The organism is Paenibacillus sp. FSL R7-277 (genome assembly GCF_000517965.1).
Lineage (GTDB): Bacteria > Bacillota > Bacilli > Paenibacillales > Paenibacillaceae > Paenibacillus_AQ > Paenibacillus_AQ silagei.
Map to the genome: position 1 here is coordinate 246,551 of NZ_ASPX01000008.1, position 16,663 is coordinate 263,213.

Below are 16,663 nucleotides of genomic sequence, written 5' to 3' on the forward strand. Positions count from 1 at the left end.
CCCAGCCAGCGATCCTCACGGAGCATAGACAATCAGATCGCTATATTCCGCAATCAGCGGGGCCATCTGGCGGAAGCCTAGTCGGCCTGCGCCGAGCAGCGGACCGAAGGACGAGCCGTCATCCACCCAGTGCAGCACCGGCAATTCATTAATTGTGAAAGTTACAGCAGTCCCCCGCTTCACCATCAGCATCCGGTAGGCCTCAGTCATATCGGAGGTATCCGGGAGCGGATCGGCTCCTTGGGCGACAAGGTGGAAGCCGTAGCTTTTGCGCAGATTGCAGGTATGAAAAGCCCGCTCCTCCTCCCACATCCGGCGAAAATAAGAGATATGATAGGCATCCATCTCCCCATGATGGTACTGGTCATATTCGCCCGTGCGGACCGGCAGGGACGGGTCGAACAGATCCTTGCCCCCGGCACCGGCAGCCGCGAAGAACAGAATGGCCAGCCCCGGCTCGCGCAGCGGGCGGAACCTCCAGGATACGGCAACCTCGGCGGGGAATATCTCCGGGCACCAAAAGACCACATTCGCCTTCTGCCCTTCCTCTGCACTCCGGGTGCTCTCCAGCCGCAGCCGTCCCTGCGGAAACGAAACTGCTCCGTCGCCTTCCATACGGAAGCCTTCCACCTGTGCGGGTCCTTCCAGGGTATTGCGGTAGATCTTGTGCCAGCCTTCCGGAATCATTGCTAAGTTCTGCTGCACCGTCATCGGACATCCGCTCCCTTCTCGCGACCTGCACCGTCAATAGCTCCTGCCTGTGTGCTACCCCCAGCTACGGGATCAGTTCTTGCACCCGCTTTATCACCAGTTCCTGCGCCAGCTTCTGCGCCAGCTTCTGCACCCGCTTTTGTATCAGCTTCTGCAGCTTCTGCAGCGGCTCCAGCTTCCGCATAGCCTTCTTCACCAGCACTAGCTTCAGTTTCCGCACCAGTTCTTGCACTAGCTCCAGCTCCAGCGGCTCCGGCTTCTCCTTCGGAACCTTCTTCCCGCGCAGGCAGAGCTTCGGCAATCAGCTCCAGTGCAATGATCGTATTCAGCGACCACTGCGAGGCTTCATTCGTATTCATCCAATCCACTTCATCCAGCGCTTCCGTATACGTAACCCGCTTCAGCTCCTCCTCCAGCCGGAGCTTCCCGAACGGATTCTCAAACAATATGCTCCAGCAACGCTCCGCCGTCACCCGGTCATCCTTGACCCATGCGCCGTAGGCGGCAATAGCCACACTCAATACCGAATGCTCGAAGCGCTGTTTGCCTGTAATTGCACCCCCGGATCTAAGCAGCTGCTCTTCCTCGGACAAGTTATAGAAGACGCCGAACTCCGCCAGCATGTCCTCCCACTCCGGGTCCTCCAGCATCATCGCCAGCTCGAACCACACCTGCGGACCACCCATGCAGATCGCCAGATGCCGTCCCCAGTTGTCATCGCCCATTGGGATGAGAATACCCGTTGCGGGGTCGTATCCATAGGTTGGGCCGGAGATCAGCCGCAGATTGGCCGCTTTGATGCAATCGATGCCAGTCAGGATTTTGTCACGGTAAAAGGTATCCTCATAACGTTCCCAGCGGGTCATCCAGTTGGAGCTGAACGCGGCCCAGTCCGGCCCCACCCGCACATGCGTCTTGAATTCGTCCTTCGGAAAATAAGCCCGCATCGGGTCCAGCGTCACCGTAGAATAATCCGCATCCTTCACACTGTCCATGATGTCGCCGGTCCGCTCATCGCCGGTCAGATAATAGTAGTAGCGGTGCAGTCCGGCCATGGCAATCCGCGCCTCCTTGCAGCCGCAGCCCCAGTGCACGACATTATGCCGGGAGCCAAGGCCCGCATATTCTCCGAAATGATACATATCCACCTCGCTGGTATGCCGGGTCATTGCTTCGGCCATGCGGTAAATATCCGCGCGTCCGGTCCGCAGGAAGCTCACCCACAGCCACATATTCGGCACCAGCTCGGCATTCTGCCATGCACAGCCGCCCAGATCATAATTCCAGACATGGCGGACCGGATCATAGCTGTGCATGAAGTCGCCGTAATCCCACAGGCCGTACCACTTTCGCTGTTCAATCTCCTTCTGGTAAAAACGGATGATCCCGTTCAGCAGTTCCTCCAGGTACGCCTTGGCCGGGGTGCTCCGGTCCGGCAGGCTCCACAGTCCAAACGCCCGGCTGAGGTGATAATATTCGGGTTCACAGACCAGCAGCGGCGGTTCATTAACCTGCTGCTGCATCCCCCGAAGCTGCCCGGAATCCGGCGTCCGCAAGGTACACCACAAGGTCAGCTCATTTGTATTGGCGATGCCGTAAGGGGTTGCCCTCAGCTCCTCTGCACCTTCATAGGAGGACTCGACATGCGTCTTCGTATCATAGTGCCGCAGGTCCATTGCCGGAGCTTCCGGCGTCCAGAACCAGACGGTTAACGCCGCTTCCGCGCCGGAGGTGCCGCTGATCTCCAGCCCGGACGGATGCTTCTGCCAGAAATCCTTCACTCCGGCAGCCAGACCTCCGCCGTCACAGCCGATATAGCCCAGTCCTCCGGCCCTCCGGCCTTCAGCGCCCTTAATCCAGGTGCATTCCGGCCCCGTCCGCTTATGGACGGCATAATGCTCGGAGGAAGACTGCACTAGCCGGAAGTCATCCCATACGGCAGAATCCTGAAGCAGGCTGGTGAAATAGGCATCCTCCACGGGATCGAAGTGCTGGCTCTGCCCTTCGAGCTGCCCGGCGAACATCCCGGCATATTTGCCCCGGGTTCTGCGGGTCTGGAGCGTCTTTGGCGATTCGCTGAAGATTCCCCCGCTGCCCGCCAGCCGGACATGACGGTTGTACAGCGGACCGCTGAGCGGCACCTTGAACAGCAGGCCCAGCCCCTTGATGAAATCCTGCTGCGGGTTGCCGTCATAATGGAAGGTATGCACCAGCCGGATGGACGCAAGCCCGGCATAGAAATAGAGCCGCAAAGTATAAGGAAGCCATTCCCTGGCTCCCCTTGTGCTTCTATGCCGCCCGTCCAGCCGGATCACGGCACGCAGCGGTCCGCGCTCCTCCAGACTGGCCTTCAGCGTCACTCCGGTGAACCGCTCCTGCCGCAGCGTCTGCTCCCCGCTGAGGATGTCCCGCTGCTCGCGGAGACAGACCAGCTCGCTTCCGCTGCACACCAGCTGCTCTGCCGGGCAGGGTTGCTTCGCCGCACCTATAGCTGCACCGCCTGAGTCTGCACCTGCATCTGTAGCTGCACTTATAGCCGCATCAGCACATGCACTCACATCAGCGCCTGTACGCTCACCAGCCACCGTACCCACACTCAAGCCCGCACTCTTACCCGAGCCTAATCCCAACCCCGCCTCCGAAGCTCCAGAATATCCACAATCGCTATCCGGTCCACCGGATTCTGCCGTGTCCCGGCGCATGATCCGCGAGATCACACCCGGGCCATGCTTGACCACGGTGCAACGAATGCTGCCGGTATCGACGATATAAGCCTCCTCCGTCTCTGCCACGGACACCCCGAAGACTGCGGGCACAGCATTCTGCCCGGCAGAGCGTTCCAGCCTATATCCTGCCGTACTCCCTTCAGGGCATACGGCAGAATGCAAAGACCATTTGATGCTGCCGTCCGGCCAATACGCGGCCGGGCGGCTCTGCAGCGGCAGACAGGAGCCATCGTCTGCTCCGCTAAGACATAGCGCGGCCAATTCTCCGCGCTTCAGATCTCCCTTAGACCAGGGAACACCCCAGGTCACCCCCGCAGCCGCAGCAGGCGGATTCAGCCACCGTAACTGGACTGGCAGGGCTGAGGATAAAGAGGTCATCTTCTGTCATCTCCTAGATGGGACATCACCCGGACGAATGAACCGTTCCCGGAGCAGGAGGCTTGTGGACGCCGGGATCACAGGAAGTGAGCCGCAGTCATTCTGGAGCCGGTCCCTGATTACCGGGTCCCGTTCTCCTTCTCCCCCTCCTGCCGGCTCAGCTCACGGTAACGTGTCGGCGTGATGTCCTCCTGTTTTTTGAAAATCCGGTTGAAATAGCTCTGCTGATAGCCGACCTGCAAGGCGACATCGTTCATCTTCAGATCGGTGTCCCGCAGCAGCTCCTTCGCCTTGGTGAGCCGCAGTTCCGTTACATAATCGATGAAGTTCTGCCCGGTGACCCGCTTGAACGACTTGCTGAGCAGAAAAGGGCTGGTGCCTGTATAATCCGCACAGCTGTCCAGCGAGATATTGTCCATATAATGCTGCTGAATGTACAGCATCGCCTGGTCGATCGTCCGTCTGATCCCGGCGTCCGACCGTTCACACAGCTCCTTCAGGAAGGGGGCAGTCACCTGCGTGCGGAACCAGGAGAGAATCAGCCCTGGCTCATGAATCTGCGAGAGACTGGCATACAGATTCCTGCCGCCGAATAACTGGCTCTGGGCCATCCCGGCCTCCAGCACCGCATGAAGGATCGCGCCGAGCAGATGCAGCATGCCCTGCTGTACGTCGATCACCTTCGCGCCGCCTGCGGAGAGCGTCTCCAGGAATTCCTCCAGCAGCCGGTCCGCCTCCTCTGCTTCACCGGTCCGCAGCGCCTGAATCAGCCCGCGCTCCAGCGCGAAGGAATACTGCGGCAATGGGGCGCCCTGCCCCTCCCGCTCCAGCTGCTCCAGGCTGATGATCTGGTTCCCGCCTCCGTACCTGCTGTGGCTGGCCGCCTGCTTCGCCGCCTCGAACGCCCGCGGAATCGCGGAGATGCTCCCGATCCTTGCACTGTACGCCACCGTGGCCTGAAGCTTAAGCATCCGGCTCAAGGTAGCCGCCAGCTCTTCACCGAAGGCGCCCACGCGGGCCGGATCAGGGCCGCTTCCCGGTTCCATCAGCAGCATACCGGAGGTGAGGTCATGCAGATTGACCGTCTCCGCCCGGCCGAAATGCTCACGGGCAAGCTCCAAGGTAATATTGACGGCCGCGAACGATACCAGACTCTCGTCGCCGCTGCGGAACTTGGCCTCCAGGCTGGAGATTCCGGTCAATTGGATATACAGCACCACGAACGTACAGTTCTCCACTTCCCACTTATACTGCTTCATCCGGCTCAGGAGATCCTGTTCGGAATAGGCATACAGATACCCCTGGAACAGCTGGTGCAGGAAGCTCTGCTGCACATGCGGAAGCTGCTCCGAGAGCGTGTACTGGAGAGCATGCTGCTGTCCGTGCAGGTTCTGCCAGTGCCGCTCGATCAGCGTCAGCTCATCCACCCGGTCCCCGGAGGCCGCATGCTCAGGGAGCAGCGTCTGAAGCAGGCGGCGGACCGGCGAATAGATTCTGCGGGAAGCAATCCAGGACAGGACCGCCGCCAGCAGCAAGGCGCACAAGCTGACCAGGATAATCATCCGGGACAGCCAGACCACTGGAGAGGTTACGCTGGAGATCGGAGAAGCCGACACATACCGCCATTCACTGGCAATCCGCGAGAAATCACCATAGGTCACCGCATAAGTAACCCCATTCCAGTCATACAAAAAGGATCCGCTATCCTGGCTGCCTTTGGCTGTAATCGCCGTCCGCAGCGCCGTAACCAGCGGCGTGGGCGCATCCATCCCGCCCCCCGAGATGAACAGTCCGCCGGATTTCTGCTCCATGAACACCTCCCCCGTGTTGTACGGGGTCATGGTCCGCAGCATCGCGGATACCTTCTCTGTATCCATCCGCAGCAGCAGCGCCCCGAAGGGCTCCCGGCTGCCGCCGGGGATATGGTGCACCAGCGTCAGCTCCTTCTGCTCCGGGTTCACCGGATCAAAAGCCCATTCCGTCCAGTACGTGCTCCGCTCCTGCTTCAGCAGCTTCCCGTACAGCACTTCCTCCTCCGCAGACAACGTCCCGTACTCCGTTCCGAAGCGTACCGGCTGATTACCGGCCAAATACAGTTCAACCTGCCGCACCATGGAATTGGAACCCTGCATGACTACCAGCGTCTTCGTAATATCCCAGGCCCGTTCATGATTCCGGGTGAAATCCATGTTGCTCAGTCCGTAATCGAACTTCGGATCGAACGCCCAATGGGCCAGCATCAGCTCCAGATTGGACAATTGATCATTAATGTTGTCCGCCCGCTGCTCAATCTGCCGGTTATGCATCCGCAGCAGCTCCTTCTCAAGACTCCCCCCGGCCATAAAATAGACCAGCAGCCCGATGATCAGCCCGGGAATGGACGAGACGATCAGCACAATAATGAGATTATGGCGGTAATAACGGCCTTTGCGTCCCGCCCGGCCTCCGGTATACCTGTTCCGTGCTCCTGCCTCTTCATTCTCCATTCGTTTCACCAGCCGAATCCTTAGTTTAGAGTTGCAGCCATGCAGCCGCAGCGGGGACAGACCGGCCGGAGACTGAAGCAGGACCGGACTTTACTTGCCGCCTGAGGCGTACAATTCATTCATTTCCTTCACAAGCTCATCCCCGCCAGTCTTCCGCCATACCTCAAAAGCGGACTTCAACCCGGCCTCATCCATCTGGCCGACAATGAATTTGATACGCGCATCGTTGATTACGTTATCCAGCTGCGAGCCTTTTTGCGTATAGACTGCCGAGATCAACGCCTCCGCCGGATTGGTCACAATCGTCGCTTCATTCGTCTTCTGCACCTCGGTCTGCTTCAGCCGCAGCGGCGTCTGCTTCACCTGCTTCGCCTTGTCCTCAGGGATAAACGGCAGCATCTGGTTCAGGCCTTCCACTTCCGATTCCAGCAGAACGGTATCACTGGAGCGTTCGATATATCCGTCCACCAGCTTGTAATGCACCCCTTCAAGACCGTAATTCAGCATCGTCTGCAGATCCTCATCATTCAGCCGGTCCAGGAAGGCCAGCACCTGCTTCAGCTCCTCCTCGGTTTTGACCGAGGACTTCGGAATCGCCAGCATGCCGGAGAAGCCTGAGGTCGGAAGCGTATGCAGCGCGCCGTCCGCTCCATTCACACCGCCGATAACATCCATATAATGGCGTTCCGGCTCGTCCTTGCCTTCTTTTAGAAGGGCCGCATGAATCTTGTCATCCAGCCGGGCTGCGTTATCGACCACATCGACAATGACGCCGGCCTTGTTGTTGACGACCGGATCATTCCATTTAGAGCTGTCCATCACCGCGAAGTCGGCGTTGATCAACTGCTCGTCGTAAAGCTTTTTCATGAATTTAAGCGCTTCCAAATAACCGGGGTATTCATGCTCAGGCACAAGCTTCCCTTCCTGCACACCCCACTTGTTCGGTGCTCCGAACCACAGCTTCATCGTATCGAAGCCGCTGGCCCACTGGCCGGTCCACTTGACCAGCACCATGCCATACGTATCCGCCTGGCCGTTGCCGTCCGGGTCCTGCTCTTTGAATGCTTTTAGCATATTATAGAAATCGTCCACGGTCTTCGGGGTCTCCAGCCCCAGCTTCTCCATCCAGTCCTTGCGGAACACCACACCGTTGCGTCCCAGCGCCCGCCCTCTGTAGATTCCGTAATTCTTGCCGTCGATGGCCGAGTTATTCAGAATAACCTCCTTCGCCCCGCTGAGATTCGGATAATCCTTGAGATACGGACCCACCTCCCAGAAAGCGCCGGATCTGGCCGCATTGACGAAGCTGGACGCTTTCACGTCACCTACATACATAATATCAGGCAGCTTGCCGGAAGCGAGCGTAATGTTAAATTTGTCGGCATAGGATGCATTCGGCACCCATTCGAAATGAATTTTGGTGTTCGTCAGCTCCTCCAGCTTGGCGGCGACCGGACTGCCGTCCTTCGGATAATTGGTTTTGAAAATCGGCAGCATCAATGTCAGCGCAAGCGGCTCCTCAGCCTTGGCGGTGCCGTCCGCCTTCCCGCTATCCCCGGCAGTCTCCTTCTGTCCTGCTCCCGTATTCTCCCCATTCCCGCCGCAGCCGGACAATACACTTAGAATCATAATCATAGCCAGCAGCATGAACAACCCTTTTTTCACAGACCGTGAACCTTGGCTCCGCTTCATCTTCATCATCACTTGGCCTCCCTTTATATGTTGACTAACCGGTTACCCTTTGACTGAACCCAGCATCACCCCTTTGGCAAAATGCTTCTGCAGAAACGGATACACGCACATAATCGGCAGGGTGCCGACCACGATTACGGCCATTTTGATCGACTGCTCCGGCGGCTGCACGAAATTCGGGTCCATGGAGCTGAGATCCCCCGCTGCCGACTGGGACAGCATGACGATCTGACGCAGCATCACCTGGAGCGGCCACTTGGATGGATCATTAATATAGAGCAGCGCCGAGAAGAAGTTATTCCAGTGTCCGACCGCATAAAAGAGGGTGAACGTCGCCAGCACCGGCTTCGACAGCGGGAGCACAATCCTCCACAGCAGCCCCAGCTCCGTACAGCCGTCGATGCGTGCCGCCTCCTCCATCTCGGCCGGAAGCTCCTGGAAGAAGTTCTTCACAATAATCAGATTGAAGGCGCTGATCGCCCCCGGAAGAATCAAGGCATTCAGCGTATCGAGCAGATGCAGCTCGCGGATCACCAGATAGGTGGGAATCATCCCGCCCCCGAACAGCATGGTGAAGATGACCAGATTGAGGATCAGATTGCGGCCCATCAGGTACCGCTTCGCCATCGGATACGCCATGGTAACCGTGAAGAACAAATTGACTGCCGTCCCGATCACTGTCACGTACAGCGACACCCCGATGCTCCGGACAATGGTATCTGTGGAGAAAATAAACCGGTAGGCGTCCAGCGAGATCGTCGTCGGAATCAAAAAGACAGCGCGCTTCGTAATTTCCGCCTCGGTGGCGAAGGAACCAGCGACTACAAACAGGAACGGCAGGATGGCTGCGATCCCGATGATGCCCAGCACCACGTAATTAAAGACGTCAAAGGTGATCTCTCCGGCGCTGCGGTAACGTTTAGCCACACATAATGCCTCCTTTTCAATATAATCCGGATTCGCCCGACTTCTTGGCGAGCCAGTTGGTGCCGAGCACCAGCACGACCCCGATGACCGATTTGAACAAGCCGATGGCGGTGCTGTAGCTGAACGCTCCCTGGGTAATCCCCAGCGCATACACATAGGTATCGAAGACCTCGGCCACCTCACGGTTCAGCGCATTCATCATCAGATAGATCTGCTCGAAGCCGTTATCCAGAATCGTACCCATCCGCAGAATCAGCAGAATAACAATCGTGCTGCGGATCGCGGGCAGTGTAATATGCCAGGTCTGGCGCCAGCGGCTGGCCCCGTCCACCACGGCTGCTTCATATTGCTCCACATCGACACCGGCCAGAGCAGCGAGGAAAATAATCGTCCCCCAGCCGCATTCCTTCCAGATGGTCTGCAGAATAATCATCGGGCGGAACCAATCGGGATTAGCGAGGAAATCAATTTTGCGCCCGGTAACCGTGAACAGGAATTCATTGACCGCACCACCCTGTGTCGTAAGGAACACGTAGGAGATACTGGCGACGATGACCATCGAGATGAAATGGGGCACGTAGATCAGCGTCTGAATCGTCCTTTTATAGAAGGAGAGCCGGATCTCATTGAGCAGCAGCGCCAGAATAATCGGTGCCGGGAAAAAGAACACCAGATTATACAGCGACAGCACCAGCGTATTGCGCAGCAGCATGAAGAAATCAGGGTTCTGAAAAAACGTGCGGAAATGCTCCAGGCCGACCCAGCCGCTCTTCCAAAAGCCCAGAAAAGGCTGATAATCCTTAAAGGCGAGCAGCACTCCCCACATCGGCACATATTTGAACAGCAGGAAATACAGGAGTCCGGGGCTGAGCAGAATGTAAAGCCATTTGTCCCGCTTCAGACGTCTGAAGCGCTGCTCGCGCCTGCTGCGGCGGAAGCTTGTGCCCGTGCTGATCTCTGCTGCCCCCATTGCCGCTCCTTGCTTCATTGACATTCACCTCCGTATGGATAAGCAGCCTCCGCTACTACACTTCACTACATTGCCGTGGCTGCGCTTTCTATTATGGTTGGCGGGTATTTTTCCGGCAATCGGACTTTTTGGACAGCGCTTTGAACGCCTTCTGCGCCGCTTCCGCAATAAAGTCCAAAACCGGCAAAACTTTACTATTGCATGTGGGGGGCGGACACTATATAGATTGAAATGATAATTACATTTTTGGGAGAGTCGTGACTCCAGAGAAGTTTTGGGCTTCCGGCCGCTGTTGTCTGCAGATTTCTTGATATATACCGTTTTTAACGGTTGAAATCCGCAGCCAGCTGATGCTTACGATGCGAGCTTTCCTGCGGAAAGCTTTCAGGCGGACGCTACCGCTCCTCCAGCTCCAAAATTCCCTTCCGCCACTCCTCCCAAAATTTATGTTTTCAAGTTCAAACTATATAGCTTGGGGACTGGGGGTAAAAAGATAAAATCATAAAATTATACAGAGCCCGTATGGGCTTACGGGAGGTCAAAAGAATGCAGCAAAAGCTATATTACGGCGCCGCATGGTACCCCGAGCTGTGGGGAGAAGCTGAGCGGCAGCAGGATCTTCAGCTCATGCAGGAGACCGGGATTAATCTGGTACGCATGGGCGAATTCATCTGGTCGCTGCTGGAGCCGGAGGAAGACTCCATCGATGTCCGGCCGTTCGCTGAGCATATCCGGCAGCTCCATGCCCATGGCATCGACACGGTTATGTGTACGCCCACCGCGACCCCGCCAATCTGGCTCACTCACGGGCACCCGGAGCGCCTGTTCGTCCGGGCAGACGGGGCGCTAATGAGTCACGGGTCCAGGCAGCATGTCTGCACGAATAACCCTTATTTCCGCCAGCGGGCTGCGGTAATTACGGAAGAGCTGGCCCGTGTGCTGGGGCAGCTCCCTGGCCTAGTCGCCTGGCAGCTCGACAATGAGCTGAAGGCGCATGTGGCGGAATGCATGTGCGCGTCCTGCCGCTCCCTGTGGCATGAGTGGCTGGAGCACCGTTACGGTAGCATCGGCGAGCTGAATGTAGCGTGGGGAACCGGCGTGTGGAGCCACACCTACCAGCGGTTCGATCAGGTGCCGTTGCCGGTGGCTACGCCTTTTCTGCACAATTCATCGCTCGTCACCCAATACCGGCTGTTTCAGATGGAGAAGGTCACGGAGTTCGCGGGGGAACAGGCAGCTATCATCCGCCGCTATTCGGCGGCTCCGATCACGCACAACAGCAATGTCCCTTTTCATCTGGACAATGAGCAGCTGTTCCGGGAGCTTGATTTCGCTTCGTTCGACACCTACGCTTCCCAAGCCAACAGGCACGCCTATCTGCTGAACTGTGATCTGTGGCGCGGGTTCAAGCCCGGGCGGGATTTCTGGCTGATGGAGACCGGCCCGTCCTATGCCGCCTCGCTCACAAGCTACGGCGAGCCGCACCCGGACGTCTATCTCACCGCTGAAGCCGTGGCCGCCTACGCGCTGGGGGCAGGCGCCTTCTGCTATTGGCTGTGGCGGCAGCAGCGCACGGGCAGCGAGCAGACGCACAGCTCGATTATCAGCGCCTGGGGCCAGCCTGCGCTCGGGTATGACAATGTGCGCGCGGCTTCCGCCGCCAGGCTGCAGATCGAACCGCACATGCTGAATACCCGGCCGGTGCAGGCCGAGGTGGCGATTACTTATTCGGACCGGGCCAAGGCGTTCCTGGCCACGGAGCCGCACCGGCAGCTGAACTACCGTTCCCTGCTGGGGGACTTTTACAGACGGATTCTCGATCTGGGGATTCACCGTGACCTGCTGGCGGAAGGCGGCGATTTAAGCGGCTATAAGCTGCTGTTCACGCCTTTTGTCCATTATCTGTCGCCGGAATACATGGAGAAGGCGCTCACCTTCACCGCGGCTGGCGGCATCTGGATCTGTGGCCCGCTTAGCGGAGGGCGCACCGCCGAGCATACCCTGCATACAGATGCTGCGCTGGGGGAACTGGAGCGCTGCGCCGGAGTGAAGACTACCTTCGTCTACCCGATGGAGGGGACGGGCAGCAGCGGGGAGGCCTTCGGATGCTCCGCACCGCTGTCGCTATGGAGCGCCGTCTTCGAGCCGCTGCCGGGCGGAGCCACCGTGATCGGCATGATCACGGAAGGCCGGACGCCGGACCTGGCCTACCTGACCGAGCAGCCCTATGGCCGGGGAGCCATCGTCATGCTCGGCTCCCTGCCCTCGGGCAGCGAGGGCGACAAGCAGCTATGCGCGCTGATTGAGCATTATGCCGCCCGGGCCGGAGTCACCCGGCGCAGTGATGTCACGCCGGGCACCATTCTCTGCCCGAGAAGCGGCGCTGCCGGGGAGCTGTGGACGCTCGTCAACATGGACGGCCTTGGCGGCAGCGTCACCCTGCCGCGCAGCGGGCAGGATGTGTTGACCGGCACTCCTGTGCCCGCCGGTCCGCTGCCCATTGGCGCTTATGAATACAGGCTGATCTCGCTGTAGTAGTGGAATATCCTCCTGCCGATGGCGGAGAACGCTGCCTCCCAGCAAACAAGTGGAAAAACGCAGCTTGCTATGCTGGTTTCCAAGGAATTTCCGGAAGCAAGTGGATAAACAACAACTAATTATGGTCGTTTAGGCCAGTATGGGGGAAACGGGTTCATTTAAGTGCTGTTTATCCAATTGCTGTCCTGGCATAGGACCGTTGCCGGTCAGCAGGTGGAGTTTATCCAACTCTTTCCCTCCCGCATCATACGCGAGTTGTCTAGTCATACGGCGCGTGAAGCTTACGCTGGCTGGGCCCCTCCCCCTTAGCGGTGTTTCACCAGCAAGAGGAGTGTTACCTGTGCCCATGCCGGGCACAACACAAAAACACCCGGCAGCTTCACTCCCGCCGCCGGGTGTTTTTCCTTTTACCATATCTGCTTATACGTTAGTCTTCTCTGCTTCTTCCGCCTGCTGGAGCAGCCCGATCTGATGCAGATGATTCAACAGCTGCTGGTAATGGTCGGCCTTCTTCTGGACGGTAAGAACCAGCTTACGGAACTGGTCTGTGTCCTGGCCCGATTTCTCCAGAATACTCAGCAGGTCGCTATTGATCTGCTCCACATCCTCCATGCTGCTCTCCTGGGACTCCTGGATTGCCTCCAGATGCTCGAAGACCTGCTCCTCCGCAACTACGATTTCATTCATATATACGGTGGACTCACCGATCTTCGCCGTGGTCTCGTTCATCGCGAGCATTCCATCCCCGGACTTGCTGTGGATCTGCTCCATGACGCGGGTCATTCCTGAGAGTGAACCCATAATCTCCTTCACATGGCTGCGGGTGCTGTCAGCAAGCTTGCGGATCTCCGTGGAGACAACGGCGAAGCCGCGTCCATGCTCACCAGCCCGCGCCGCCTCAATCGCTGCATTCAGCGAGAGCAGATTCGTCTGCTCGGCAATATCCGTGATGATCTTGGCCAGCTGCTCAATGCTGTGGAAATGCTCCCGCAGATCCTCATTCAAAGCAACGAACTCAGTAAATACCTCCGAGGCCTTCTGCATTTCCGCAGAGATCTGGATATTGGCTTCCTTGGCAAATTCGATTTTGTTGGATGAGTAGGACAAGCTGCCATACATTTCATTAATCAGATCTTCAGTCTGTCCGTTGTTGGTCTTCAAATGCTCCAGGAGCTGCTGAGTCCCGGCGATTTGGCCGATCATCTCCCCGCCGCCTGCCCGCAAGGCCTCGAAGTCCTCCACCAGTTGGGCCTCTTCCTTCAGGATAGCTCCAGTCTCAAGGCGGATCTGCTCCGCCAGGGCATATGCATGTTCCCCATAAGACACCGTGCCTGAAGCATGTGCAGACGGTTCTACGCTATCGTTACCGCTGTGAGGTACATGTGCGTTAGTGCCTGCTTCCTCTACTGCGGCTTTTCCCTCTGCTATAACCGTTTCTGTTAATGCAACCGTATCCTTAGCTGCGATCACACGCTCTGCCATGGCTCTCTCCGCTAACCCGCTTGTATTACTGTGACTTTGAACGCCTTCAGCAGAGGGGGTTCTCCCCCAAGCTGTGCGCAGTTTGCTTAACCACTCCATCCGATTTCAACTCTCCCTTATTCAACCAGCAGCAGAATCATAGTCTGATTGGCATGCTTAGTATAATATTGCTCTCCATAGCTGATGAAGCCTGTAGTGTTGCCGCAGAACCCAAGCATCCTCTCGTCAAAAGCTCCCCAAAGACCGTCCCGAGTAAACAGCTGGTCCCGCAGTGTACAGTTAATATTGAGGACAAACGAAGGCTTGAACGGACTGCCGCCCAGCGTCTCCTCCAGCACTGCCAGCGGATCGGCTGAACTCAGCAGCTCCACATAAGTACTAGACATAATCTGACTGTAAAATGTGACAGAGCCATCCGGATGAACCGCCTTCGGGGAGGCTATGATCAGATCATCCTCGTATCTTTTGCCCAGCGGGCTGCTCAGAAAATGCTCTGCCAGCTCCTTCTCCGGCACGCCCAGGACACGCGCGTATTCCCCGGCCGCAGGCCGCCCGTTGAAGGAATACACCCATCTGCCGAACACATCGGCTTCTGTCACCAGCAGCGTCTTTCCGGCGGGGACATATATATTCTCTTTGATCAGGGCGGTGCGGTCAGGCATATTGAAATAAATCCCCAGGTTCCGCACCCGGCGGGTTCCTATATAGAGGTAAGTCTCGCCGCGCTCATCGTCAGCTGCACTGCCGCCAATCACCTTGAATTGGGGGTCCATAAAATACAGCGAGGAGAGCAGCATCTCTTCCATCCCGCCTGTGCCGTCACAGAGCAGCATCAGAAAAGCATTCGGATTGCCCCGGACCTTGCGGTAAGCAATCTCCAGCGTACTTGCGCTAAGCACGGGAGGGTGCAGAATGCCCACAATATCTGCTATACCGGCTTCGTATTCAAAACCAGTAATTACACCGCTGCGGTAGCCCTGCGGAGTATATTCCCCCTTGGTTGAGCACAATACTGCCCGCGAAGGCGCATGACGGGATAATTCCCGGACAGCCGCAGCCGCAGCGAACAGCACCAGCCCACGGTTCACATCCAGCTCCTCCAGATGGTGCCTGGCCTCGTCCAAGGTGTTAAAAGATACAGCAATCATTATGTATACCAAACCTTCCTTTGCGGAATTTTCTTCCGCATACTGTTACTGAAAAATTAAGTTATAATTTTCAATACTACTCATGGTAAAACCAGAACCGGGTTCATTGTCTGTGAACAATGTCGCAGCCTGTGCCGGGTTCCCATGTAACAAGGTTGAGCCGTTCCTGCAAACCCTGTATCATGAATATATCACAGATCACAGAAAAGAGGCCTCGGCATATGACCTATTCCCAACGCTCCACCCACCCTGCCGCCGCATCCGACTACACGTATCTGGAATATCAGATCAGCATAGCTGCCGATGAATTGGCAGTCGCGGTGAAAGCGCAGGACGAGCCCCGGGCAGAAGCTATCCGGCTTAAGATTGCTGAACTCGAAGACAAGCTTGCGCTGCTTGAGGATTAAGTACAACTACTCTATCCCCACCACGGAAGGAAGGCTGATACAATGGCGATACGCGGATATTACTTTGCAATGGAAGATGAACTGGTGCAGCAAATTGCCGCAGGCAGCACCCCGCTGGCGAGCTTGAACATAGACAAGTACCCGGGGCTGGATATCGACCGTACCTGGGAGGCGATTCACTACCTGCTCTGCGGTGATATATCGGATGGGCCAGCGCCGCTCGGATATGTGGTCCCGCTGCACTCCGACCAGGGCATCGAGTTCGGGGCATACGGGGCATTCTGCCTGCGTGCCGGACAAGTGGCCGAAGCGCTTGACGCTATTTTCCGGCTGGATGAAGCGCAGCTGCGCCTGCGTTATGATTTCCGGACCATGGCCGAGGAGGAGGTCTACCCGCTGGATCCTGATACAGTGTCTGACGATGACGCGGATGCGTTCTTTGCCTATCTGCTCCAGTTCTTCACCGAGATCCAGCGGTTCTACAGCCAGACTGTCGCTGCTGGTAAAGGAATTATTTTCTATTTGTTTTAAAGCCTGGCTCTCCCGTCAGATGGCGCGCTGGACTAGGTGGTTTATGGCGAGTGAGGTGCGTGCGCTGAATTCAGGGGCATTTGTGCTCCTGATTCCCGTGTCTAGCCCGCATTCGGCGAAATCAAGGGCACTTATGCTCCTCATTTGCTCGTTTCAGCCGTTTGTGCCGAATTCGGGTGCACTAATGCACCTGATTTGCTCATTTCGGCCGCTTGCGCCAAATTCAGGTGCACTTGTGCACCTCATCGGCCTCCCTCTTCCCACCCGGCAGCTATTAGAGGGATTTATACACTTGATTTCCTCACTCAGCCCACTTCCAGCAAGATTAGAGGGATTTATACACTTGATTTCCTCATTCAGCCCACTTCCAGCAAGATTAGAGGGATTTATACACTTGATTCTCTCATTCAGCCCACTTCCAGCAGATTAGAGGGATTTATACACTTGATTTCCTCGACGCAGCCACGCTTCCGGTAGCGTCAAGAAGTTTGTGTAAAAGAGTAGAAGTACCTCCCCCGGGTTACGGGTTGGGATGTAGTGTTTCTGGGGGGAGGGGGAACCTCGACCCCCAGAAACTGGATTTCTCTGCTACGCCTCTTCCGGTGTGGGCAAAGAGGGGTAGCGTGTTTCGAATAGCTCTTTTAGCTTCTTTTTAACGGCATCCACT

General features: G+C 57.1%; 12 protein-coding genes. 3 read left to right on the forward strand and 9 right to left on the reverse strand.

The annotated features are described in order from the left end of the window. Positions 1-15: 15 nt before the first annotated feature. From C173_RS03955 to C173_RS03980, 6 genes are all read right to left on the reverse strand, one after another. Positions 16-711: a DUF1961 family protein gene (locus C173_RS03955; protein WP_200869506.1), complete on the reverse strand. Its 696-nt coding sequence runs from the start codon at positions 709-711 to the stop codon at positions 16-18. Further along, on the reverse strand, positions 708-3,815 hold the full coding sequence (locus C173_RS03960; RefSeq protein WP_200869507.1) for an exo-rhamnogalacturonan lyase family protein: 3,108 nt from the start codon (positions 3,813-3,815) through the stop codon (positions 708-710). The genes C173_RS03955 and C173_RS03960 overlap by 4 nt, the downstream gene beginning before the upstream one ends. 119 nt (positions 3,816-3,934) lie before the next feature. After that, positions 3,935-6,301: an AraC family transcriptional regulator gene (locus C173_RS03965; protein ID WP_036722624.1), complete on the reverse strand. Its 2,367-nt coding sequence runs from the start codon at positions 6,299-6,301 to the stop codon at positions 3,935-3,937. Between the two features lie 90 nt (positions 6,302-6,391). Beyond that, positions 6,392-7,999, reverse strand: coding sequence for an extracellular solute-binding protein (locus C173_RS03970; RefSeq protein WP_036722703.1), 1,608 nt, complete (start codon positions 7,997-7,999; stop codon positions 6,392-6,394). Positions 8,000-8,035: 36 nt separating this feature from the next. Next, complete coding sequence (locus tag C173_RS03975) at positions 8,036-8,920, reverse strand: carbohydrate ABC transporter permease (RefSeq protein WP_036722627.1); 885 nt, start codon at positions 8,918-8,920, stop codon at positions 8,036-8,038. 16 nt (positions 8,921-8,936) lie between these two features. Beyond that, the gene (locus C173_RS03980) at positions 8,937-9,908 is read right to left on the reverse strand and encodes an ABC transporter permease (protein WP_036722630.1); all 972 of its coding nucleotides are present in this window, start codon (positions 9,906-9,908) and stop codon (positions 8,937-8,939) included. A 528-nt stretch (positions 9,909-10,436) separates the two neighbouring features. Between C173_RS03980 and C173_RS03985 the strand changes: the two genes are divergently transcribed. After that, on the forward strand, positions 10,437-12,425 hold the full coding sequence (locus tag C173_RS03985) for a beta-galactosidase (RefSeq protein ID WP_036722632.1): 1,989 nt from the start codon (positions 10,437-10,439) through the stop codon (positions 12,423-12,425). 132 nt (positions 12,426-12,557) lie between these two features. Here C173_RS03985 and C173_RS34825 read toward each other — a convergent pair whose 3' ends face one another. The 3 genes from C173_RS34825 to C173_RS03995 form a co-directional block, all read right to left on the reverse strand. After that, a complete protein-coding gene (locus C173_RS34825; RefSeq protein ID WP_235191754.1) occupies positions 12,558-12,842 on the reverse strand; it encodes a hypothetical protein in 285 nt (94 codons plus the stop codon). A gap of 6 nt (positions 12,843-12,848) precedes the next feature. After that, positions 12,849-13,910, reverse strand: coding sequence for a methyl-accepting chemotaxis protein (locus C173_RS35455; RefSeq protein WP_051477803.1), 1,062 nt, complete (start codon positions 13,908-13,910; stop codon positions 12,849-12,851). Positions 13,911-14,026: 116 nt separating this feature from the next. Next, positions 14,027-15,070 carry an FIST signal transduction protein gene (locus C173_RS03995; RefSeq protein ID WP_235191755.1) on the reverse strand — a complete coding sequence of 348 codons (1,044 nt, stop codon included), beginning with the start codon at positions 15,068-15,070 and terminating at the stop codon, positions 14,027-14,029. A 209-nt stretch (positions 15,071-15,279) separates the two neighbouring features. Here C173_RS03995 and C173_RS04000 point away from each other — a divergent pair, with 209 nt between their 5' ends. Continuing rightward, the gene (locus tag C173_RS04000; protein ID WP_036722636.1) at positions 15,280-15,465 is read left to right on the forward strand and encodes a hypothetical protein; all 186 of its coding nucleotides are present in this window, start codon (positions 15,280-15,282) and stop codon (positions 15,463-15,465) included. A 42-nt stretch (positions 15,466-15,507) separates the two neighbouring features. Beyond that, positions 15,508-15,996 (forward strand): YfbM family protein, encoded by a 489-nt coding sequence (locus tag C173_RS04005; RefSeq protein WP_036722637.1) that lies wholly within the window; start codon positions 15,508-15,510, stop codon positions 15,994-15,996. Positions 15,997-16,663 lie beyond the last annotated feature (667 nt).